General features: G+C 39.3%; 20 protein-coding genes and 1 riboswitch. Of the genes, 9 read left to right on the top strand and 11 right to left on the bottom strand.

Translation table 11 applies throughout. The annotated features are described in order from the left end of the window. Positions 1-13: 13 nt before the first annotated feature. The 8 genes from IC619_RS01380 to IC619_RS01345 form a co-directional block, all read right to left on the bottom strand. Entirely contained in the window at positions 14-721 is a 708-nt protein-coding gene (locus IC619_RS01380; protein ID WP_191138326.1) for an ABC transporter permease, read from the bottom strand. Beyond that, entirely contained in the window at positions 718-1,623 is a 906-nt protein-coding gene (locus tag IC619_RS01375; protein ID WP_347239743.1) for an ABC transporter ATP-binding protein, read from the bottom strand. The genes IC619_RS01380 and IC619_RS01375 overlap by 4 nt, the downstream gene beginning before the upstream one ends. 105 nt (positions 1,624-1,728) lie before the next feature. Continuing rightward, the gene (locus tag IC619_RS01370) at positions 1,729-2,463 is read right to left on the bottom strand and encodes a sensor histidine kinase (RefSeq protein ID WP_191138324.1); all 735 of its coding nucleotides are present in this window, start codon (positions 2,461-2,463) and stop codon (positions 1,729-1,731) included. A 369-nt stretch (positions 2,464-2,832) separates the two neighbouring features. Then, positions 2,833-3,540, bottom strand: coding sequence for a response regulator transcription factor (locus tag IC619_RS17160; protein ID WP_430624082.1), 708 nt, complete (start codon positions 3,538-3,540; stop codon positions 2,833-2,835). Positions 3,541-4,201: 661 nt separating this feature from the next. Beyond that, a complete protein-coding gene (locus tag IC619_RS01360; protein WP_191138323.1) occupies positions 4,202-4,420 on the bottom strand; it encodes a hypothetical protein in 219 nt (72 codons plus the stop codon). Between the two features lie 19 nt (positions 4,421-4,439). After that, a complete protein-coding gene (locus IC619_RS01355) occupies positions 4,440-4,598 on the bottom strand; it encodes a hypothetical protein (RefSeq protein WP_191138322.1) in 159 nt (52 codons plus the stop codon). Between the two features lie 34 nt (positions 4,599-4,632). Beyond that, positions 4,633-5,454 (bottom strand): YqhG family protein, encoded by an 822-nt coding sequence (locus IC619_RS01350; protein ID WP_191138321.1) that lies wholly within the window; start codon positions 5,452-5,454, stop codon positions 4,633-4,635. Then, positions 5,435-7,159, bottom strand: a complete 1,725-nt coding sequence (locus IC619_RS01345; protein WP_191138320.1) for a DEAD/DEAH box helicase — start codon at positions 7,157-7,159, stop codon at positions 5,435-5,437. The genes IC619_RS01350 and IC619_RS01345 overlap by 20 nt, the downstream gene beginning before the upstream one ends. Positions 7,160-7,380: 221 nt before the next feature. Then, positions 7,381-7,486, top strand: a riboswitch (glycine riboswitch). 157 nt (positions 7,487-7,643) lie between these two features. Here IC619_RS01345 and gcvT point away from each other — a divergent pair. The 3 genes from gcvT to gcvPB are packed head-to-tail and all read left to right on the top strand — an operon-like array spanning position 7,644 to position 11,558. Next, positions 7,644-8,738: a glycine cleavage system aminomethyltransferase GcvT gene (gcvT, locus tag IC619_RS01340; protein ID WP_191138319.1), complete on the top strand. Its 1,095-nt coding sequence runs from the start codon at positions 7,644-7,646 to the stop codon at positions 8,736-8,738. Between the two features lie 19 nt (positions 8,739-8,757). Continuing rightward, complete coding sequence (gcvPA, locus tag IC619_RS01335) at positions 8,758-10,104, top strand: aminomethyl-transferring glycine dehydrogenase subunit GcvPA (RefSeq protein WP_191138318.1); 1,347 nt, start codon at positions 8,758-8,760, stop codon at positions 10,102-10,104. Then, a complete protein-coding gene (gene gcvPB, locus IC619_RS01330; protein ID WP_191138317.1) occupies positions 10,101-11,558 on the top strand; it encodes an aminomethyl-transferring glycine dehydrogenase subunit GcvPB in 1,458 nt (485 codons plus the stop codon). Before gcvPA ends, gcvPB begins: the two co-directional genes overlap by 4 nt. A gap of 141 nt (positions 11,559-11,699) precedes the next feature. Here the strand turns inward: gcvPB and cls are convergent, their stop codons facing one another. Then, positions 11,700-13,226: a cardiolipin synthase gene (gene cls / locus IC619_RS01325; RefSeq protein WP_191138316.1), complete on the bottom strand. Its 1,527-nt coding sequence runs from the start codon at positions 13,224-13,226 to the stop codon at positions 11,700-11,702. Positions 13,227-13,378: 152 nt separating this feature from the next. Between cls and IC619_RS01320 the strand changes: the two genes are divergently transcribed. The 5 genes from IC619_RS01320 (at position 13,379) to IC619_RS01300 (ending at position 19,660) form a co-directional block, all read left to right on the top strand. Further along, positions 13,379-14,092: a pseudouridine synthase gene (locus IC619_RS01320; protein WP_191138315.1), complete on the top strand. Its 714-nt coding sequence runs from the start codon at positions 13,379-13,381 to the stop codon at positions 14,090-14,092. A gap of 199 nt (positions 14,093-14,291) precedes the next feature. Further along, positions 14,292-15,881 (top strand): cytochrome c biogenesis protein ResB, encoded by a 1,590-nt coding sequence (resB, locus tag IC619_RS01315; protein WP_191138314.1) that lies wholly within the window; start codon positions 14,292-14,294, stop codon positions 15,879-15,881. 5 nt (positions 15,882-15,886) lie between these two features. Continuing rightward, positions 15,887-17,095, top strand: coding sequence for a c-type cytochrome biogenesis protein CcsB (gene ccsB / locus IC619_RS01310; RefSeq protein WP_283770906.1), 1,209 nt, complete (start codon positions 15,887-15,889; stop codon positions 17,093-17,095). Between the two features lie 70 nt (positions 17,096-17,165). After that, the gene (locus IC619_RS01305; protein ID WP_191138312.1) at positions 17,166-17,879 is read left to right on the top strand and encodes a response regulator; all 714 of its coding nucleotides are present in this window, start codon (positions 17,166-17,168) and stop codon (positions 17,877-17,879) included. After that, entirely contained in the window at positions 17,879-19,660 is a 1,782-nt protein-coding gene (locus IC619_RS01300; RefSeq protein ID WP_191138311.1) for an ATP-binding protein, read from the top strand. Before IC619_RS01305 ends, IC619_RS01300 begins: the two co-directional genes overlap by 1 nt. Before the next feature lie 144 nt (positions 19,661-19,804). Here IC619_RS01300 and IC619_RS01295 read toward each other — a convergent pair whose 3' ends face one another. Beyond that, positions 19,805-20,227 (bottom strand): hypothetical protein, encoded by a 423-nt coding sequence (locus IC619_RS01295; protein WP_213260791.1) that lies wholly within the window; start codon positions 20,225-20,227, stop codon positions 19,805-19,807. A gap of 718 nt (positions 20,228-20,945) precedes the next feature. Between IC619_RS01295 and IC619_RS01290 the strand changes: the two genes are divergently transcribed. Beyond that, positions 20,946-21,296: a VOC family protein gene (locus IC619_RS01290; RefSeq protein WP_191138309.1), complete on the top strand. Its 351-nt coding sequence runs from the start codon at positions 20,946-20,948 to the stop codon at positions 21,294-21,296. A 103-nt stretch (positions 21,297-21,399) separates the two neighbouring features. On the opposite strand, the gene IC619_RS01285 is transcribed toward IC619_RS01290, so the two are convergent. Next, on the bottom strand, positions 21,400-22,083 hold the full coding sequence (locus tag IC619_RS01285) for an SDR family oxidoreductase (protein WP_191138308.1): 684 nt from the start codon (positions 22,081-22,083) through the stop codon (positions 21,400-21,402). Between the last annotated feature and the right edge of the window lie 38 nt (positions 22,084-22,121).

Raw genomic sequence — 22,121 nt, 5'->3', positions numbered from 1 at the left:
CATCATTACTCCTTTAGTTCCAATTTTTATTGTAAAATAACCAATTTGTAAAAAGTAGTAGTATAGTGCTTATACCTAGACTTATTTGTAACCAATGAATGTGATTAGGTAAAAAAGGTGTTACTAAACCGGGATAAGACCAAGGTAAGTAATGAAGCCAATTCACTTGTGAGCGTGCTAGAAATAAGCTTGCTATGGCACCCAGTACTCCAATTGTTATCGGAATAGCTTGGTTTTCAAATGCAATCGATAAATAAAATTGAATAATTAAAACAGGTAGTGTTGCGATGATGCAATAAAAAACTTGTTTCAGCAAGAATAAAAAAGGGAGGGGATCTGTGGTGTATACATGCCATATCAATGCCCATCCTATAATAAATACGAAGCCTTGAACCAGAATTAATGCAACAACCCATGCTAGTTTTACCATGTACAAATGCGATTTTGATAGAGGAGCAGCAAGAAATTGTTTCCAGCCTTTGGATTCATGCTCGGTTCCAACCACCATCGTGATTAATAGATTTCCCGTTAATAAAAAAGAAATAGAAACAAAGAGATAGAGTGCATTAAAACTAGCGTATACGCCCCCCTCACCTTCACGAAAAAACAAGTACCATTCACCTATCGTAACAATGAGTAGTAATAATCCAGAAAGAATAGGTGTGATCCATGTGATCCGCTTCAACTTCATTCCTTCGATTTTAAATAAATTCCAAATCATACTTCTTTCTTCACTCCAGTCCAATCCAAGAAGATATCCTCTAATGATCTGTGTTTTTCCTTTACATTTATAATATTAAAATTTTTAAGACATTCAAATATTTTCGTTTTTTGTCCAGGTGTATCTAAACGAATCGATATGGCAGTATGGTTTACAGTAATATCCCATCCAGTCTTTTGCATCGATTGGTAGGCTTTTGATGGATCTTCCAAATCAATAATTAAATAGGATGTTTGTTGCTTACGGAGGACATCAAACGCATCTTGAAATAACATTTTCCCCCCATGGATAATACCTACATGTGTAGCGATTTGCTCCACTTCACTTAATAAATGACTAGATATAAGTACAGTAGTGTTATAAAGAGTTGGTAAACGCTTTATAAGATCTCTAATCTGTTGTATACCTGCAGGATCTAATCCATTTGTTGGCTCATCTAAAATTAATAATTTGGGTTTGTGAATTAATGCGATCGCTATACCAAGACGTTGTTTCATTCCAAAAGAATAATGCTTTACAGGGCGATTCGCATGTGGTGTTAGTTCCACAATATTCAAAACATCTTCAATTGCAGAATTAGGAAGCCCATAAATAGAAGCGAAAATCTTAAGATTCTTATATCCAGATAAATGTCCATAAAAAGACGGTGATTCAATTAACGATCCGATTTCTCGAAGAATTGATATCCGATTGGTAGGCATTTTTTCCCCAAATATCTTTATGGATCCAGAAGAAGGGTTAAGTAGTCCGAGTAGCATTTTTAAAGTGGTTGTTTTACCAGCACCATTTGGACCTAGAAAGCCATAGATTGCTCCTTCGGGAATCTGAATATTAATCTTGTCTACTGACTTTATACGATTGAATTGACAACAGAGATCATGCGTTTCAATAATATTATTCATCATTTTATTTTCCTTTCATTTATAACTAAAAGTGATGATAGCAAATAAAAGTAACAAAAAAGTAACTGATTCTAACAAGAAAGTAACATTTCACATTTTTCTAGATTAGTTAGGAAGTGTAATGCTAATTTTGGTTCCCTTCCCTTTCGTGCTCTCAATATTGAATGAACCGCCAAGAACAATCATTAATTGCTTAGCAATAAGCAAGCCTATTCCACTTCTTCTATTTGTAGGAATTGGATAAGATAATGGATATTTACTGGCGTTTAATTCATTCATAATATATTCATCAATCCCTCTTCCATCATCTTCAATAAGTATATGTATCTGTTGATTAAGTTTCTCAACGCTTACTTTAATAGAAGTTTGATAGGTGTTGTGCACGATTGCATTCTTAATTAGATTTTGTAACACACGTTTAAGGTAATGAGCATCTACTTTAATTTGTATTCGAGGATAATTAGACGTAAAAGAAATTTGATTAGAAATAGTAGAAGGACGATTCGACAGGCTCTGAATTACATCTTGAATCATCTCGATAACATTAACTGATTCTAATCGTAGAGGCATCGTCACCTCCTCGTTATTCAAGTAGAAACGAATATCAGTTATTAAATTTTCAATTTCGTTTGCTTTCTGTTCAATCAGCTTATTAAATTCTGCAATTTCTTCTTTACTCCATTGATAGGTATCTACAGACATCATAGTAGCGTATCCTTTAATATAGGCCAGAGGCGTTTTCAGATCATGAGAAATACCTGCGACCCATCCTTGTCGATACTTTTCTAATTGCTCTCGTTCCTGCTCTGCGATTTGCAGCCGAGTTGTCAGCTTTTCCATATAATCATATAGCCCCTTATATAAATGAAATGGAAGTGGGATTTTAACTTTACACAGGTGAAAGTCATAAAAAAGATTTTGATTCGTAGAGGGAGGGGCGTAGTTCCCTTTTGCGAGTTGTAAAATCCAAAGTGTGAAATAACGGATCGGGTATCCAATCAACCAAACTACATTTAAAAAGAATATAAACTGGAATGCTATGAAATATGCAAATGGGTAAGATATAAAATCCATGTATGAAGTGTTTGATTTTATAACTATTATAATAATCATAACTACGAAAAATCCCAAAGTGCTGCTGGTTATTAATGCGCCTAAGAGTAGTAAAAAGTGTATGGCTATCTTGTATATGGATTTCATCATCTGTTATCACCTCTGTGGTGGTACAAACTTATAACCTAGTCCATAAATATTAACGATTAGTGAGGGCTTTTTCGGATTTGGCTCGATCTTTTTTCGTAATCGAGAAATGCACATAACGACTGTTTTATCTACATTAATTGCTTCTTGCTTCCATACCTTTTCATATAACTGTTCAATGCTAAAAATGATATTTGGATGATCACAAAAAAATAATAGTAATTGAAATTCGTGTGCAGAACAAGGACATATATTTCCATTTACATATAATTCAGCAGATAAACGAACGATTTGAATATGACCGAAGTGAAGAGGTTTCGTTTTTATAGTTTCTAATTGATTACGATAAAGTTGTTGCCGTCTAAGTAATGCCTTAATTCGAGCAATCAGTTCTAAGGAATGAAAGGGTTTAGCTACATAGTCATCAGCTCCGTAACCAAATCCAATTAATTTATCCGTATCAGTTGAATATGAAGTAAGAAATAGAATGGGGACCTCAGAAATCTGCCTAATTTCTTGACAAATGTCAAATCCACTAGCATCAGGCAATTTAACATCTAAAACGATTAGGTCATAATCATATCTATGAATGAATTCCATGGTTTTTTTACCTGTTGTTGCTGTGTCAACATTACGCATTCCTTCTCTTTTAAGTAATTTGTATATCATATCTAGCAACCCTACTTCATCGTCTACTAATAAAATTCGTGATAACACTATATTTCTCTCCTTCTGTATGTTTGAAAAGTTCCTAGATATTTTAGCATTCACTCATATGAAATACAAACTGATATAGCATTCATTTTTAAAATATTAGATATTTAATCTGTTATTTTAAAATAAGAAAATGAGTTTGATTGTAGACTTAAGTAGAAATGGACTTTGCATAAATAGCGTCTTAGTGACTGTAAGGTACAAAAGGTTGAAATAAAAATCAGAAAGGGATATCAGGTCTTGTCTACTATGGAAAATCAAAAAGATCCCCACTTGCTTTATGTGTCAAAGCTGCGAATTCTCACGAGACAACTTTTCAGAGAAGATCGTCAAGGATGTTCGCATGCCACAAAAGCGGGGAACCTCGATTAAATGACCTAATATACGGATAGCAAATCAAAAAAGAAACGAGGAAAAAGTCGAGTCAGCAATAGTTCGAAATACAGACTCGTCTTGCTTAATGGAACAATTTATGCCAAGTTGTTGTTTGATTGTGATTATTTTAACTGCATTGATTACGGATTTTGTTTGCTTACTTGTATCACGATGTGACCTCGGCATTTTTGAAATATTTTCACCTCCTAGAATGGATATGTCTACTGAGAAACCATGCTAGGAGGTGATTGGTCTTTTCACAATGCATTAACATGATGTTGTGGAACGATCAGGTACAACTTCCACCGTCTGTTCCACAATCGCTTTGACCGCCATAGCCTGTGGCATTGCTTGCAGAGGAAGCCGTGCCTGTAGTGGCTATTCTTTTGTCATAATGTTGAAAATGGGTTTGTCTATTCGGATTGCGTCGTTTGGAGATGATAAAATAAGTCATCAGGAGTATGGGTACTGCAACAGCAATACTACCTATCATCATGGTTTGATCCATATGGAACCTCCTCCAAGTTTCAAAGTATCTTTTTGTGGTGTGAAGGCTGTTCATGTTTCACGATTTTTCGGTATAAAATCAAGTTAAACTGATTAACAACCTGTTCGTTATGCCGAAGTTGCTCACTTATATGAGCTGATAGCTTATCCCAAACGCGTGAATATGAACGATTATCCACACCATTCCCCCTCAAATGATACAAATTCATATATTCACATTTTATCATAATGAGACATAATTTTATAGGTGTTTAGAAGGTGGAATAAGCCTGCATTCAGGATTGTCACTTCAATACGAGGATGGTATTGCCATATAATTTCGGTCTCTCTCTGCTTCTTTTCTTCTTGTTGTGAGTTGTCTGGATAGTAAATATCTAACAAAGAACGCTCAAAATTTAAACGTTCGAGTGCTTCTTCTGCCCAGGTTCGATCTTCATTTTGTAATTGTTCTTGTAAGGCATATTCGATTTCCCCTATCGCTTCCATTAAGGTGAGTTGCGGTGTTTGCGTAAATCGATGAGCAGGGAGTTTGGAGGTCCATGGTATCGATTGGATGGTTGGATAGAAATGATCTTTGATCTCTCCTGAATGCATGTGAATGCCTATTGATACGAGCCGGTCTTTCTTCACATCACATAGATAAGACACTTTGAAGTTCAGACAGAGCCACTGATCATAGGCTTGAGAGATATTTGATCTAAATCCGTTAGGTTCCTCTTGATAGAGACGAACAAAACGACCTTGCTTTTGTGCAGACTTTAGAAGCATACGGAAACGTGGAGCACCAAAAAAAAGGTACTCCCCATTGCGATGAGTAGGTGGTTGGTCTGGATCAAATACGAGACAAAGTGTAGCAGGTTGTGGTTGAATTTGCATGCGTTCTACATACATCCAATAGTAGGGACGATTTAAAAGGTCTTTATCTACTTCAATAGAAAGCTGGGTAGTCAAGAAGGAGGGGAATTCCTCAATAATCGAACAACCCTGGTGGGTAAGATAGCGCTTTGTAAAAGATTTAACTTTTAATTGATCCATTTAATAACACATCCTGTTGCTTCATTTCAGCGGTTACTAGCGCTTTTGCATCTTGAAAGTCATCGCTCCACTGTTTCATGCGTTGCCGTATTTCAGTATCATTTTCAGATTGCAGCATCATTTCCATGACACTTTGTTCAAAAGAGTGTTTCTTTTCTACCTTGACCAAGATGGTTTCAAGCTCTCCAATCACGGTTTCAAACAGTTGTATTTTTTCATGAAGTAACCAAATAATATGTTCTTCAATGGTGTCCATCGTTGCAAAGTTATAAATGCGAACATCTTCTTTTTGACCAAAACGATGGATACGTCCGATCCGTTGTTCTACTTTCATGGGGTTCCAAGGCATATCGAAGTTAATCATATGGTGGCAAAACTGAAGGTTAATGCCTTCGCCACCTGCTTCTGTAGCTACCAACACTTGAGCTCGCATCTTAAATAATTCCATCATCCAATCTTTTTTATTTCGCTTAAAACCGCCACGGAAAGGGACAGCATAAATGCCAACTTGTGCTAATTCCCGGACAATCATTTCTTGGGTAGCGCGATACTCTGTAAATAAGACAACTTTTTCAGGTGATAATTCTTGGATCAGTTGGATCGCTGTTTTTACTTTTGAAGAGGATGTAACCTGTTTTAATAAATGGGTTAAATGAGCCACTTCTGGAGATAAGTACTGGCTGTTTTTTTCATGTTGCTGAAACAATTTAAATAAAGTATGGAATACCGCATCGCGACTACTACAAACTTCTTTTTGTAATACAAGAAGTGAGAGCATATTTTTCAAGTCTTTTTCTTGATGATAACGCGTACGAATAAATTGAGAAATACCATTATAAAGGGCTCGTTCGGGTGCAGATAAGGTGATGGGGATGGTTTTTACCATTCGCTTCGTCAAATGTATATCTCCATCTCTACGTTTATTTCGAATGAGTACGCGGTGAACCTCTTTCCGCAATTGCTCTTCATTTTTAGCCAATCTTTTTCCGGCTACATATTCTTGTTTAAAATCGTTTTGTTTGCCCAATTGACCAGGCTTAAGTAGTGTGACGAGATTAAATAACTCAGACATCTCATTTTGTACGGGTGTAGCGGTTAAGAGTAGCAAATATTTTTTTTTCACTTGATTAATGAATTGCCAGTTTTGTGTTTTGCGATTTTTAAGCTTGTGTGCTTCATCTACGATAATCATGTCATAATGCTTATTTAAGATATGGGCACGGTGTGGTTCTCGTTTAGCTGTGTCAATGGAGGCGACCAGGAAATCATACTTGTCCCACATCCATTCTTTTTTTTGGGCCATAGCGGGAATTTGAAACTTTTGTGATAACTCTCTTGTCCATTGTAAAACAAGAGAGGAAGGAACAAGAATTAAAGCATTTTTAACCAGACCACGCAATAGGTATTCTTTTAAAACGAGTCCCGCTTCAATCGTTTTGCCAAGACCAACCTCATCTGCTAGTATGGCGCGACCGCGCATTTGATGAATCACTTTTTTAGCAACTTCAATTTGGTGGGGAAGGGGCTCAAAGCCATAGAGTTGTTTGAGACAAACGAGTGAGTCAAAAGAAGGAATACTTTCAGCTTCAGCAGCCTCAATGGCTAACTGAAAAGCCTCCCAACTGGACCAAAGGGTATCCTGTTCTACGCGATTTTGTAGTTCTGATATCCAGGTTCGGTCCATCCGAATGGGAATGGATTTCATGATGGCTGCCCCCTATCTTTACGCAATTTCATATCCGTTGTATTATGTGGAGAAATATCTCAATTCATACATCGCTCTTTATGCAAACATATAAGTTGACACGAGGTGCTCGTTCAATTTGAAACCATTCGAAAAAAGACGTACTTTTTCAAAAAAAAGACTCGTAATATACCGGGTTTTATGGCACAATATGGGTAAGTTAATGTAATATTGTTCGGCGGTTGAAGGCGAGAGGAGAGACCACGATCAAGTGGCGCCGAAGGAGCAAGTCTGGTTCTAGGATGTAGACCAGATGAATCTCTCAGGCAAAAGGAGGCTCGCTGGACGCTTCTCTGGAGAGTGCTTATCTACATATAAGCCACCCAAGGGGCAACTTTGCATGTATAAAGCAAAGAAAACTCTCAGGTTGTAAGGACAGAGCAGATCCATCCAAGGTAATTGGAAGGGGTCTGCTCTGTCCTTTTATGTACGCGGAGGTGTAATGATGTCAAATTTAAAGCGAACTCCCCTATATGAAACGTATAAAGATTCTTGTAAGTTAGTTCCTTTTGGCGGTTGGGAAATGCCTGTTCAATTCATAGGCATTAAACAGGAGCATGAAGCGGTTCGAACTCGAGCAGGTTTATTTGATGTTTCACATATGGGAGAGGTTGAGATTAGTGGTCCAGATGCTCTTGCCCTGATACAAAAACTAACCACGAATGATGCAGAAAAATTACAAGTTGGTAAAGCGCAATATACTTTGATGTGTTATCCAGATGGTGGTACTGTAGATGATCTATTACTGTACCGTACCAGCGAAGAAACGTATTTATTGGTCATTAATGCTTCTAACATTGAGAAAGATGTGGCTTGGATAAAAGAATGGCAAACTGGAGATGTTACGGTGCAAAACCGCTCAGATTCAATCGCCCAACTTGCCATTCAAGGGCCGCTTGCGGAGAAAATTTTGCAAAAGATGACAGCTCAAGATTTAGCAGAGATCAAGTTTTTCTCTTTTAAAGAAAATGTAGATATTGCAGGTATTCCTGTACTGGTCTCTCGCTCCGGTTATACAGGTGAAGATGGGTTTGAACTCTATTTTGATGCTGAAGATGCCCCCTTCTTATGGAAGAAAATCATAGAAGTTGGAGGAGTGGAAGGATTACTTCCCTGCGGGTTAGGTGCGCGTGACACTTTGCGATTTGAAGCACGATTGCCATTGTATGGTCAAGAATTGTCCGCTTCGATATCTCCCTTAGAAGCGAAGTTGGGCTTCGCTGTAAAGCTTGATAAAGGGGAGTTCATAGGGCAAGCAGCTTTGTTGAAACAAAAAGAAACGGGTTTAACACGCCAATTAATTGGACTCGAGATGTTAGATCGCGGAATTCCACGAAATGGTTACACGGTATGGAGTGGAAACAAGCAAATTGGGACGATCACCACAGGCACACAATCCCCTACGCTGAAACAAAATATTGGGCTTGCGTTGGTAAATATAGCGTACACTCAAATAGACCAAGAAGTAGAGGTTGAAATTAGAGGGAAGAGATTGAAAGCGATTGTCATTCCGACTCCATTTTATAAGCGAACCAAGTAGTTGAGGGAGGAAACAAAAGATGAAGCATCGTTACATGCCAATGACTGAACAAAACCGACAAGACATGCTTAAAACGATCGGTGTAAAAGATATCGAAGAATTATTTTCCGAAATCCCAGCTAGCGTTCGCTATCAAGGACGACTTCCGCTAGCAGAACCGCTAGCAGAACCTGAGCTAGTGAAACATATGAAAAGGCTCGCCAATAAAAATGCATCTTTTGATACACATGTTTCTTTTCTGGGTGCGGGCGTGTATGAACACTATATTCCAAGTGTCGTAGGTCATGTCATTTCTCGTTCTGAATTCTATACAGCTTATACCCCTTACCAACCCGAGATCAGTCAAGGTGAATTGCAAGCTATGTTTGAATTTCAAACGATGATTTGTCAACTTACAGGAATGGATGTAGCAAACTCTTCCATGTATGACGGTTCTACTGCATTAGCTGAAGCGGCAAGCATGGCTTCAGCCATTACCAAATTGAAAAAAATTGTCATTTCCCGTGCTGTACATCCGGAGGCGCGTGAAATTCTCCATACAAATGCAAAAGGATTAGGACTTGAAATCATAGAGATCGATACCCATAACGGTGTAACCGACATAGAAGCACTAAGTAAGGCATCGGATGAGCAAACAGCGGCTGTTGTAGTGCAATCACCCAATTTTTTCGGGGCGATTGAAGATTTAGCTGAGATTGAAAAAATAGCTCATGCGCATAAAGGATTATTTGTGGTGAGTACCAATCCACTTTCTCTCGGATTATTGAAACCGCCAGGGGAATACGCTGCTGATATCGTAGTTGGAGATGCGCAACCACTCGGGATTGGTGCTTCTTTTGGCGGTCCCCATTGTGGCTTTTTCACGACTACGAAAAAATATATGCGCCGTATCCCAGGGCGTATTGTAGGACAGACGGTAGATGAAGATGGCGTTCGAGGCTTTGTCCTCACTTTACAAGCGAGGGAACAACATATTCGGCGTGATAAGGCAACCTCTAATATTTGTTCCAACCAAGCCCTTAATGCGATTGCAGCTGCTGTTTATATGAGTGCATTAGGGAAGCAAGGTATAAAAGAAGTAGCAGAACGCAATTTCCACAAAGCGCATTATGCTAGTAAACGACTGTCTCAAGTTCGTGGTGTAGAAATCGTAAGTACCTCCCCATTTTTTAATGAATTTGTTATGAAGTTGAGTCGACCTGTTTCCGAAATGAATGAGGAGTTACTTGCTCATGGTATATTGGGTGGCTATGATTTGTCACGTGATTATCCTGAACTCAAACAGCACATGTTAGTTGCAATCACAGAAATGCGTACAAAAGAGGAAATGGACCATTTTGCTGACGTATTGGAGGGGCTCTTATGATACAAGAAAATCAAGAACAATCTTTAATATTTGAACGAAGTGAGCCTGGACGTATTTCTTACAGTTTACCTGAATTAGATGTGCCAGAAACCATAGATATATTGCCACAATCGATGTTACGTGAGCAACAGGCGGAATTACCTGAGGTAGCGGAGCTTGATTTGATGCGCCATTATACCGCTTTATCTAGACGTAATCATGGTGTAGATAATGGTTTTTATCCACTCGGATCGTGTACGATGAAATATAATCCTAAAGTACATGAAGATGTAGCGCGGTATGCGGGGTTTGCCCAAATTCATCCTTATCAACCAGAATCATCTGTTCAAGGTGCGTTACAATTATTATATGAATTACAACAAGATTTAGCCGTTATAACTGGTATGGATGAGGTTACTTTACAATCTGCTGCTGGGGCGCAAGGAGAATGGGCTGGATTACTCATGATTCGCGCTTATCATGAACAATGTGGAGAAGGGCAGCGTAATAAAGTGCTCGTACCTGACTCCGCACACGGAACAAACCCAGCTAGTGCAGCCGTGGCCGGTTATGAAACGATCACGATCCCATCGAATGAAAAAGGATTAGTTGATGTAGAAGCATTAAAAGCAAGGCTTGGTGACGATACAGCTGCATTAATGCTCACAAATCCGAATACATTAGGGTTGTTTGAAGAGGAGATTAAGGAAATCGCTGAACTGGTTCATGAAGCAGGAGGCCTCCTTTATTATGATGGAGCAAACGCCAATGCGATCCTTGGGATTACGAGACCAGGAGATATGGGATTTGACGTGGTTCATCTCAACTTACACAAAACGTTTACAACTCCCCACGGTGGAGGAGGACCAGGAGCTGGTCCAGTAGGTGTAAAGAAAGAATTAGCCTCTTTCTTACCACGCCCAATGGTTCGAAAAAAAGGGGAAACTTATTCTCTCGATTTTCAGATGCCGCAATCAATCGGACGTATTAAAGGTTTTTATGGCAACTTTGGCATCTTGGTTCGTGCTTATACCTATATTCGCACAATGGGACCAGATGGACTACGCGCTGTATCTGAAAATGCTGTTTTAAATGCGAATTACATGATGCGTAAATTAGCCCCCTACTACCAATTGCCATTTGAACAACATTGTAAGCATGAATTTGTACTGTCAGGCTCAAAGCAAAAGAAGTTAGGCGTACGCACATTAGACATTGCCAAGCGTTTACTTGATTTTGGATTTCATCCACCGACTATCTATTTTCCATTAATTGTAGATGAGTGCCTAATGATAGAACCAACCGAAACGGAAAGTAAGGAAACGATGGATTATTTCATTGATGTGATGATTCAAATTGCCAATGAAGTAGAAGTTACTCCTGAGTTGGTGCAAGAAGCTCCCCATCATACCATTGTGAAGCGAATGGATGAAGTTCAGGCAGCAAGAAAACCAGTTGTCCGATATCAAACATAGGATCGAAAGTCAGCAGTGCTGATTTTCCAAAATGAGCAAGTGCATAGAGCGTAAAATGCACGGTTGTCAAAAGGCAAAATCGTGCAAATGGATACGCCTAATGTAAATAAAAAACACGAGTAATTGGACTCGTGTTTTTATTTACATTAAGGGTGCAAATAATCGCAAGAAACTGCGAAGCAATCGGTTTAGAATAGGTACTTTCCTGGTGTTTTCTAACGTCACGGCCATAGAGTTTTGTAAAATGTCATGAAAATCCTTCTTAATGGTTTGTATAACAGAGGATTGATATAGAATAACACCACATTCAAAATGAAGATATAGGCTACGGTAATCGAGATTAACGGTACCTACTATACTCAGGTCATCATCAGATAGGATCATCTTGGCATGAATGAAACCAGGCGTGTACTCATAAATCTTCACACCGGCTTTGATCAGCGTTTCATAGTAGGATTGGGTTGTTAAATGCACATACCACTTATCCGGAATATGTGGTGTAATGATACGTACATCTACACCACTATGCGCGGCTCGGATCAGTGCAGTTTGCATATTATGATCAATAATGAGGTAGGGCGTCGTAATATATACATATCGTGTTGCTTTACTAATGATATTTAAATAGGTATTCTCAGAAATTTTTAAAGGATATCGCGGGCTATCCCCAAAAGGTTGTACATAGCCATCAGATTTGGCTTGATGACGTGTGGTTAGATAGGGCTCCAGCATTAATTTTTCTGTGGAAGCAAAATTCCACAGGGACAAAAACATGGTACTTAAATTCCATACGGCCTCCCCACGAAGTAGAACAGCAGTATCTTTCCAATGACCAAAACGCTCGATGACATTTATATATTCATCTGCGATATTAATCCCCCCACAAAAACCGACCTTTCCATCGATTACTGTGATTTTCCGATGATCACGATGATTCACCATTAGATTAAGCTGCGGCCGATAAGGGTTAAAGATCGCGACTTTGATCCCATCTGCACGTAACATAGCGTCAAAACCAGTAGGCAGGGTTTGAATACAACCTAAATCATCATACATAAAAAAAACTTCCACGCCTGCATCGGCTTTCTGCTTGAGAATGGCATAAATAGAATCCCACATTTCTCCTTGGTCTACGATGAAGTATTCCATGAAAATAAATTGTTTTGCAAGTTGTAATTCTTCGAGTAATCTTTGGTGCATCCTTTCACCAGTTGAGAGGTATTCAACGGTCGTGTGACTCCAGATCGGATAATTTCCAGCAGCAGAAATGAATTTAGAAATACTAGCATCTTTGGGATGCTCATTAGAAAATGCTGTTTCCACTTCCGACGATTGGCTTAAAATATCTTCGTGTTCACTTAGAAAATTTTCTAAGCTACGTCGTTGCTTTTTAGGAATATAGTTGTTTCCACGCAAAAGATAAAACAAGCCTCCTACAATGGGTAAAATTAAAATGACAATGGTCCAAGCTAATTTATAGGAGGGATTATCATTACTAATTACCACAACTATGACAAGCATAATACTTAAGACTTCTAAAATCGTGTAAAGCACAGATATGTATTTAGATACACCAAAAATAAGAACGAGTAGGAACATAAGCTGGATGATGATGAGGAGGCTTACAATCACGACTCGACTCAATAAAAACTGGATCACTTTATTCATGGTTTCCTCCTTATCATATATAGTATTCCCTACAAAGTATACTTTATATTATATCACGAGAAATGCATCATTCGTGATGCGGGTGCTCCTTAATTAGGGATATACTTGTAACGGCGTTAATAAATGGGTAAGATGGCTAGGGAGGTGGCTTGATGGAACGTTTACAAAAAGTGATGGCACATGCTGGTGTAGCATCACGCAGACAAGCAGAAGCATGGATCTTAGCAGGTAGAGTACGAGTAAATGGACAGATTATAAAAGAATTAGGTTTAAAAGTGGATCCAAGCATGGATCAAATAGAGGTAGATGGAAGACTAATTGAGCAAGAACAAAAGCGTACTTTTCTATTTTATAAACCTATGCATGTCGTAACGACGATGCAAGATCCTCAAGGTCGCGAAACAGTGGCTGATTTTTTTAAGCGGATCGAAGAACGTGTTTATCCAATTGGTAGACTTGACTATGATACAGAAGGTTTGCTCCTGATGACCAATGATGGCGAATTAGCCAATCATTTAACACATCCGCGTTATGAAGTAGAAAAAACGTACATTGCAACAGTTAGAGGAGAGCCACAAGAAGAGCAATTAAACCAGTTACGTCAGGGGATTCAACTAGATGATGGAATGACTGCACCTGCACATATCTCTACACTGTCACCTAAGCGTGTAGGTGAATCACGCATTCAATTGATTATACACGAAGGACGTAATCGACAAGTAAGAAGAATGTGTGAAGCGATCGGATTCCCAGTTAAACATTTAATTCGAACGCATATCGGTTTTTTAAATATGAAGGGTTTGACGAGAGGGACTTTTCGAGAGCTAAACAAACAAGATCTCACGCGTTTGCAGAATGAGAAGTAAGGATTTATTTGCAATTCTACATATAGAGATAAGGTGCATGCATACCAGTAGTGTTGGTTACAGCCTTTACCTTTAATTGTAAACCTAATGCCAATCAACACACCTGCATTCATATAATCTTCAAATTGAACCGCAATTTATCGCGATCACAAAGGATATAATGGAGACGGGGTATCGTCAGTTTTGGGAGGGCTATGTATTGATTGAGAACACAAAATGTGCATGTGGACATAATAATCCCGTTGGAACCATCCTTTGTGAATACTGCGGGAAGCCGCTTGATGAGGCGATAAAAAATAGTGAGCAAACCATAGAAAATGAAATGCGTTATGAGGGAAAAGCAAGGCGTTCACAAACCTATACGACGTCTTTATTTGATAAAACATGGGCTTTCTTCTCGTCAGTAAAAGTGGCGATTGTTTTAATTGTGATTACACTGATTGCTTCAGGAATCGGTACCATTTTTCCCCAAGAGACTTTTGTACCTTCATCTAACCCAGAAGGTTATTATGAAGATGAATATGGACTACTAGGGAAATGGTTTTATCTCATCGGATTTTCTGACATGTATAATTCATGGTGGTATATTTTGCTACTAAGTATGATTGGTGTATCACTGGTTGTATGTAGTTTGGATCGTGTGATTCCCTTATATAAGGCGTTAAATAATCAAAAAGTGATTAAAAACACTGAATTTATAAAGCGTCAACGCATTTCACATGTAGAAAAGATTGTAGAGACTGAAAAAGAGCATAAACGAACGGCGCTCATCGAGTCCTTACAACAGAAGCGATATAACGTTAGTGTGGAAGATGATGCCATCCTGGCAGAAAAGGGGCGTATCAGCCGTTGGGGTCCCTATATTAATCATATCGGATTAATCTTATTTTTATTTGGGGTTTTTTTAAGGTTTGTTCCGGGCTGGTATTTGAGTGAAACCATGTGGTTACAGGAAGAAGAAGTGAAAAAAATACCTGAACTACCTTATTATGTTAAAAATGAGCGCTCTCTTGTAGAGATGTATGAGCCACACGAACTACCGCCAGGCTCTGAAAATCAGACTAATTTTGTAAAGGAATATCAAACCGATGTTACCCTGTACCAAAAAGATGATACTACCGGAAAATTAACTGAGCTGAAAAAGGGGCAAATATTGATTAATCACCCCTTTGAGTATGAAGATTTACTCCTCTATCAATCTGATTTGAAAGCAGGGCAACTTTCTGGCTTAGAGTTAGCTGTGATCGATAAAGAGAATGAACAAGAAGTAGGATCGTTTTCCGTAGATCTATATGATATAAAAGCGAATCAAGTTTATCATGCCAATGGTTTAAATGTTAAGGTGAAGAGTTATTTCCCTGATTTTGAGTTACAAGGAAACCAACCGATTACCAAATCGCAAAAACCGAATCGACCTGCTTTTGTTATTGAGGTGACTGATCCGAAAACCAAGCGTCAGGAAGTGTCATGGGTGATTTCAGGTATGGACTTTGAAAATCCGCAGGATAATCAATATAACATTCAATTAAAAGACTTTAAATTGGTGAATACGGCAGGCTTAATTGTACGTGTCGACCGTAGCCTATCCGTTATGTTGGTTGGCGGTATTGTGTCGATGATTGGGCTCGTGATGGGCTTTTATTGGCAACACCGTCGTGTCTGGGTTCGTGTCACAAACAATCAGATTGTCATCGGTGGACATACGAATAAGAATTGGTACAGCTTGCGTCGAGATATCCAATCTGTAGCAGAAACAGCAGGCCTTAAAATCAAGCTTGTGAAAGAATAGGTGGGATGGAAATGGTACAATTGATGGAATACATGTTGCTGGCTACTTTTTTTCTCTATTTAATAGCAGCGGTGGCATTTGTGATGGGAACGAGAGGAAGTAAAGAAGATGATAAAACGGAGCGTATGCAGAAATGGCAAAAAATCGGAGTTGGAATCACGATTGCTGGTGCTCTGTTACATCTCGGCTTTATCATTTTGCGTGTTTTGATCGGTGGTCATTTTCCAACCAGTAATATGTTTGAATTTACGGCTTTCCTATGTTTTGCATCTGTGATCGCGTTTATTGTGATTTATTTTTTATATCGGTCCGCAGTGTTAGGAGCATTTGTGATGCCGATTGTCGTCGTGCTACTTGGATATGCAGCGGCTTTTCCACGTGATATTCAGCCCCTCATTCCAGCGCTGAAAAGTCACTGGCTCTACATTCACGTGACTACTGCGGCATTAGGTCAAGGTGCTTTTATGGTTGCATTTGTAGCAGGCTTTATCTATTTGATTCAGCGTTTTGGTCAAAATGCCAAAGGAAAACAGGCTTTTTGGTTGGAAACCATTATGGTTTTGATCGTTATGTTCATTGGTTTTAGTGGCGTAAGTCTACTTTTTGAAGCAACTGGCTATCAAAGTGTTTATAAACATGAAGTAGATGGTCAATTGACAGAGCAAGAATACGAACTTCCTCCAATTGTGGCGCCTAACGGTGGCATACCGGAAGAAATCACTCCTTTCTGGGGGCTAAAAGAAGCTTTATTTGAAGCGCCAGCTTGGATGATTGGGCAAAAAGCAGCTCTAACACTTAATTCGGTCATCTGGGCGATTATTACCGGGGCGATTTTATATGTCATGTTACGATTATTGATTCGTAAACGGATGACCCAGCTCGTTCATCCCATGACCAAAAAGATCGATTTAGAGTTACTTGATGAAATTACCTATCGTGCGATTGCAATTGGTTTCCCACTCTTTACATTAGGTGCGTTGATCTTTGCAATGATTTGGGCGCATGAAGCGTGGGGACGTTTCTGGGGTTGGGACCCAAAAGAAACATGGGCCCTGATTACATGGCTATTTTATAGTGCCTATCTTCATCTGCGCTTATCGCGAGGGTGGATTGGAACCAAATCCGCGTGGCTTGCAGTAGGTGGGTTTGTCATTATATTGATTAACCTGATTGTGGTGAATCTCATTATTGCTGGACTACACTCATACGCATAGATCGCGCTAAGAGAAGGATGAATATGTATCAGCCTTCTCTTAGCCATGAATAATAGAAAGGATGAGCAAATTGGAACAAGCACACCGAATTTTAATCGTGGATGATGAGGATCGTATTCGCCGCCTTTTACGCATGTATTTAGAACGTGAGGGCTATATCATTGAAGAGGCTGAAGATGGGGAACAAGCCTTGGAAAAAGCTTTTTCTGAAGATTATCATCTCATTCTGCTCGACTTGATGTTACCTGGAATGGATGGCTTAGAAGTATGTACAGAGATTCGCAAGAAGAAAGCAACACCCATCATTATGTTAACCGCACGAGCGGAAGAAGCCAATCGGGTCGAAGGTTTTGAAGCAGGTACGGATGATTATGTGATGAAACCATTTAGCCCACGCGAGTTGGTTCATCGTGTTAAAGCGGTTTTACGACGTACTTCCGCTACCGCCTTTTTGACAACGGATACCGAAACGCATAATGTGATTGTTTTCCCTGATCTAACGATTGATCATGACGCACATGAAGTAAAAGCTGGTGGAAAGCTCATTTCTTTAACACCCAAAGAATATGAACTCTTATATTATCTAGCCAAGTCACCGGATAAAGTATTTACGAGAGAACAATTATTGCGAGATGTTTGGAACTACGAGTTTTTTGGTGATCTCAGAACCGTTGATACCCATGTCAAACGTTTACGTGAAAAGTTAAACAAAGCCTCTGCTGAAGCAGCTAAAATGATTACCACCGTTTGGGGGGTCGGTTATAAACTTGAGGTGGCAAAGTAGTGATTTTACGGAGCGTAGTAGGAAAGTTATGGCTGACCATTATCGTTTTAGTTTCGCTGGTGCTACTCTTATTAAGTTTATTTTTAAGTGAACAAGTTGGATCAGCTTATATGAAAGATCAAGAGCAGAGTTTAATCCAGTTGGCTGATGATATCGAAAAAAGCTTATCTACTTCTCAAAGTGATCAAACCGAGTCACTCAACCAAACATTAGAAGCCGCTAAGCTATTTCGTACATATATGGTGATCTTAAATTCAGATGGTAGCACAAAACCGCTGGTCACTTCTCCACATGCATCAGATATTAAATGGACGGATATCTTCTCGGCGAATCAACTGACAAAAGTGATGAACGGAGAGCGGCTGGTCTGGCATGATTCAATCCAGTTAGCGGATGAAGAAAAGAGTAAGGGGATTATTTTGGTCGCCGACCCTTATTATCAACAAGGTGCGTCCCCAGGAGTGTTGGTAATCTATCAGATTAAAGACGATCTGGGTGGAGCTAAAATTAAAGAATGGATTTTTTATTCAGCGCTGATCGCTTTAATACTTACGACGATATTCGCTTTTTTTCTATCTACACGAATTACGCAACCTTTAATTCAGATGAAGCGGGCAGCAGAACGAATGGCGAAAGGCGAATTTAAAATTCGTATACCTGTACGCATTCATGAGTGGGATGAAATTACCAGCTTAGGGATTACGTTTAACCGAATGGCTGCCCAGCTTGAAGACTCGATACATCAGCTCTCTCAAGAAAAAGAGCAACTCGCAAGTATTCTACGCAGTATGTCGGATGGTGTCATTACGATTGATAAGTATAAAAAAGTAATATTAAGCAACCCACAAGCTGACCGCTTTTTAGCTTTGTGGACTTCCGACAATGATTTACCGCCGCCTTTGACGGATTTTTTAAAGCGTGTGATGGAATCAGAAGAAGAAGTGGTTGAAGATGTATCCAAGCAAGACACGACATGGGCAATCGTAATGGCGCCTTTGTACGCAGGTGAACAAGTTCGTGGTGCAGTGGCCGTTCTAAGGGATGTTACGGGTAAGCGGAGGTTGGAAAAACTACGCAAAGATTTTGTTGCGAATGTCTCGCATGAATTACGAACACCGCTGGCTATGTTGCAAGGGTATAGTGAAGCCCTGCTTGATGATATCGCGTCTACTCCGGCTGATCGCAAAGAAATTGCACAAGTGATCAATGACGAATCACAGCGGATGAGTCGATTAGTACGTGAATTACTTGATTTAGCAAGAATGGAAGCAGGTCATGTCCAAGTTTTTATCGACGAAGTAGAGGTTACCACTTTAGTACGGCGTATAGAAAGGAAATTTTCTACCTTAGCGAAGGAAGAAAATGTTCAACTACGCGTTGAAATGAGTGATGCTCTTCCGCTTGTGTATTGGGATGAAGATAAAATAGAGCAAGTCTTAACGAACTTAGTAGATAATGCAATTCGACATACGCCTGCTTCTGGGTCAGTATGTTTAAGCGTGACGGTCCAATCCGATCGTATTTTATTAGCAGTGGCTGATACTGGAAACGGGATTCCGGAAGAAGACCTACCATTCGTATTTGAACGTTTTTATAAAGCGGACAAAGCGCGTACGCGTGGCCAGTCGGGTGGTACTGGTTTGGGATTATCGATCGTGAAACACTTGGTTCGTGCACATCAAGGCGAAGTAACTGTGAAGAGTCAGGTGGGAAGAGGAACCACCTTTACCGTGTCATTACCGATACAGGCGAAGCGTGATGAGGCTCAAGATGAGATGTAAGGTATGAGAATTGTCGTGAGAAGGTTACCATCTCACGACAATTCCAACCTCTTAAAATAAATTACCTCATGTGACATGCTCATATTCGCATATGATGAAGTATCGACCTCTTCATTATAAAAACGATAGATGCTATTCAAATTATTATTTGCAATGTCTTTTTATTTTTTTATTGGCAGAATCAAAGAAGATTGTTCGTTGAATCACTTTCTTAGATTTCGTTATTTGAATAAATGCTCTTGTTTGGTCTGGATTTTTTTTGTTTGGAAACCTAAATGTACGTATCAACAGCTTTCCTTTAGCTGGATTGCTAATTAACGTAAACTGAGCTCTATTACTTGGTCGCATAATCAGCTGGGTTTTCCTTCTTTTTCTCATCACTTTGACATTTGCATTTTGAACGGTCACCACATCATTAGGGCTATAACATACATCTAAATTTCCATTACAAATACAGGGTGGGTCAGGGCAATCAAAGCACATTTTCCCACCACATGGATCCCCATTCTCTGCTCGTTGTTTGATTTGAATTACTTTAAAGCGAATATCTATTGGATTTTGCATCAAATAAGCACCTCCATCATTATTAAATGACAGAGGTGCTTATTTGGTATATGCATAAACATACTAAATAAAAGGTGGTGTAGGGAAGTGGATTTATTTGTTGAACAACACCTTGGGTATGATGATATCAACCTAGTTGATGCCAATTTAGATGCCTATGTATAAATTGGAGAATATTAATTCAGTTCACGACTTACAAGGCAGAATGGGCTGGTAAGCAAGTAAACACATTCAGTATCTGGACAGATTGTAAAAAAAGCGTACCCATCGCACATTGTGATGTGAACGTGGCTCGGAACACCTTACGGTATGAGCTTTCGTGGAGGAGACGGCAGTAGCCGCCCCATGAAACGAGATGTTAGCGTAGGTAGTGAGTAGTTCAGAAATACGAAATGATAACGATTTGTTAGTCAATGGATTCGGTCTGCACGATCTGTTAGGACGTTTTCTACTTTTTATGCGTTAGGGTATCTAATCTCTACCCCAATCTTACAGAAAAGGGTATATTTTTTAATACTCATTTTTTAAATAGTGATCTAGTAGGGGATGGACTATCTTGTCAAAGGAACTTTTTGTATTCGTGAAATTAAGAAGGGTTACGCAATTTTTATTGAATTTATTGAAGGTTTCTGAAATGGTAATCTGGAAGTTATCATCTACATTAGGCAGATTTGAGGCGTAACAAGAAAACGAATATGCAAAATACCATGGAGGTGTAGCATTGAAAGTCAAGCGAATTGTCGCAAATATTGAAACGCAGCATACTTCTAAAGCAAGGCACTTTTACGAGAAAATACTAGGACTTGATCACTTAATGGACCATGGATTTATTGCAACATATGGATCTGATGAGAAAATGGCCGTTCAAATCAGTTTTTTATCTGAGGGAGGATCGGGCACACCAGTACCTGATTTGTCAATTGAAGTTGATAACCTCGACGAAGTTCTTACTCGAATAAAAGATAATGGAGTTCCAATTGTGTATGGACCGACTACAGAACCATGGGGGGTTCGGCGTTTTTATGTGAGAGATCCTTTTGGGAAACTAGTCAATATTTTAACTCATTTATAAGCTTAGTATGTACGGGCGTGTGGCAGGAAGTTGTCGAATTTGATTCCAATCATAATAAGAAAAAGCATGTGACCCCTTACCAGAGATCACATGCTTTTTCTTATTATGGGACGAGTGGGCGCATGACGACTTGATTCATGATGACACCCGGATCAGCTGCAACGATCTGATAGATCGATTCGGCTACTTGTTCCGGTTCAAGTGCGTAATCTTTATAGCGGCCAAAATCCGTTTTGATAGAGCCGGGACAAAAAGTGGATACTTTTACATGATGTGACTTTAATTCCATCCGTAAAGCATCAGATAAAGCCATTACGCCAAATTTGGAGGCGCAGTAACCACCTCCGCTCGCAAATGATTCAATTCCAGCGATGCTTGAAATATTGAGGATATGTCCTTTGCTCTTTTTTAAATGTGGGATACTGTACTTACAAGTGAAGAAGGTGCCTTTTAAGTTGACATCTAACATGAGCGAGAAGTCTTCCGTGCTTAACTCGTCTACGGGTGCAAATCGACCGATACCTGCATTATTAATCAGGATATCGATTTGTTTGTGCATGGTCATGGTCGAATGGATCAAATTTTCAACCTGCTTCGGATCTGTAACATCACAAGCTATCGGTGTAATCTGATCAGGGTAAGAAGTGGTAAGCTGTTTTAGATCATCAAATGATCGTGCAGCAGCGATCACAGTTACTTTCGCTTCAGCTAACCGCTTACATATTGCTTTTCCGAGCCCTCGACTCGCTCCTGTTACAATGGCCACTTTTTCCGTTAAATCTTGCAATTAACTCACATCCTCCCATGTGTGCTGATTTTCATGTT

This window comes from Polycladospora coralii, assembly GCF_014773435.2.
GTDB lineage: Bacteria > Bacillota > Bacilli > Thermoactinomycetales > Thermoactinomycetaceae > Polycladospora > Polycladospora coralii.
This window is presented reverse-complemented; position numbering and strand designations above follow the sequence as displayed.